The sequence below is a fragment of the Flavonifractor sp. An306 genome (assembly GCF_002159455.1).
Lineage (GTDB): Bacteria > Bacillota > Clostridia > Oscillospirales > Oscillospiraceae > Flavonifractor.
This window is the reverse complement of the sequence record NZ_NFIQ01000172.1, coordinates 1-1,919: the sequence shown is the minus strand read 5'-3', so window position 1 is coordinate 1,919 and position 1,919 is coordinate 1. Positions and strand designations below refer to the sequence as shown.

Here is a 1,919-nt window from a genome sequence, read left to right as displayed (position 1 = left end):
ACAATGAGGTCTACAATACCCATAACGACGGCGGCTGGAACGGCGACGGGCAGGCCTGGGACGCCGACTGGGGCGATGGGACCGTCTATCAGTATAATTACAGCCATGATAACGAGGGCGGCTGCTTCATGATCTGTCTCCAGCACGCCTACAACAGCGTGTTCCGCTACAATATCAGCCAGAACGACAGCGCCGGCGTCATTGTGGCGGCCACCAGTCCCCGCGCCAACATTTATAACAACACCTTCTATATCAAGGAGAACGTACCCTTTGTGTACACCAATTCCGGCAGCTACGGCACGCTGGATGTGAAGAACAACATTATTTATTATGCCGGCAGCACACCCAAGAATGAGAACTGGCAGACTGGGAGCTGCAGCTATGCAAACAACATCTTTGTAAACTACAACAATGTGCCCACCGGGGAGAACAACATCCAGATGACCGCCGTGGAGGGAGCATCCCTGATGGTGGATCCCGGAAAGGGCGGGACCGGCAACGCCCAGGGGAATGCGCTGAATACGCTGGACGGATACAAGCTGCAAGACGGCTCCCGTGCAATTAACGCGGGCACAATGGTTTCCACTCCTGCATTCCTCTTTGAAATGGAAAGTCAGGGCGTGCACGCAGACCAGGATTTCTTTGGAAACCCCATTGGCTTAAAGCCGGATATTGGCGCCTTTGAAAGCGAGCTTGCCAACGAGGGAGACGAGTTGCTTCTGGTCTCCAATGTGTATCAGATTGTGGAGGAGGATACCGGCAATTCGGTAAACGGAATTCCCAAAAATACTACGGTGGAGCAGTTCCTGGAAAAAGTTCAGTACACCAGCACGGCCACCGCACAAGTAACACGCCAGGACACACCGGTAGAACAAACACAAATCATTCTCAGTGGAGATATTTTAACCCTGTCGGCTGCAGACAAGAAGAAGCAATATACGCTTTACCTGGAGCCGGAGTACTATGAGCGCACAGGTTGGACCGCTACAGCAGGAAGCGCCCAAAGCGGAGAAGGGGCGGAAAAGGCGTTAGACGGCAACGTGGACACCCTTTGGCACAGCAATTGGAACGGCTGTACGCAAGACCAGGCATGGATCTCCATTGACATGAAGCAGAGCCAAACCGTATCTGCGCTCCAATATGTCCCCCGTCAGGCTCAAATAAATGGCCTGATTCTGGAGTATAAGATTGAATTCAGCACCGATGGCACCGATTGGAGTGCCATCCCGTCCGTTACAGGCACATGGGCTCAGGACAACACCACAAAGACGGTGACATTTTCTCCTGTGCAGGCACAATATGTCAGACTGACTGGCACAAAGACCGCCAGCGACGGGACGCAAACATTTATATCCGCCGCCGAGATTTACCTGGGACGGATAGTCTCGCAATAAAAGGAGGGTGGCATTGATGATCAGACGACGTCTATGCTCGTTGGCAGTATGCGCCGCGATATTGTTCAGCGTTGTATTTCCTCCCATAACAGCGCAAGCTGAGGGAGACACGCTACCACAGGCAACAGGAAATACGTATTATGTCAGCACGCTTGACGGAAACGACCGGAATAGCGGTAAAAGTGAGACCGAGGCTCTTTATAGCCTTACCGCATTGAGTCAGATGAATCTTCAGCCGGGAGACCGGGTATTGTTGGAACGGGGTTCCAATTTCTATAATGATTTTTTACACTTGCGGGGAGTCAAAGGGACGCAGGAGGCGCCGATTGTGATTGACGCCTATGGCGACAGCGGTGCGGCATTGCCTGTGATCAACACCAACGGGCAGGGCATCTGGTATCAGGACTACGGCACGGCGCTGGACAATGCCCAGCATGTCTACCGGGGCTATGTGTCCTCGTCCATTTTGCTGTACGACTGCGAGTACATTGAGCTCAACAACATCGCCATGACCAACCGGAACCT

1 protein-coding gene and 1 pseudogene are annotated in these 1,919 nt (G+C 52.9%); both read left to right on the top strand.

Annotated elements, in window-relative coordinates:
- Window positions 1-1,394: discoidin domain-containing protein (locus tag B5F88_RS19260; protein WP_140402216.1), on the top strand; the 1,394-nt coding region annotated here is incomplete at its 5' end.
- Window positions 1,395-1,722: 328 nt separating this feature from the next.
- Window positions 1,723-1,919: pseudogene (locus B5F88_RS19255) on the top strand (polyhydroxyalkanoate depolymerase); the annotation flags it as partial.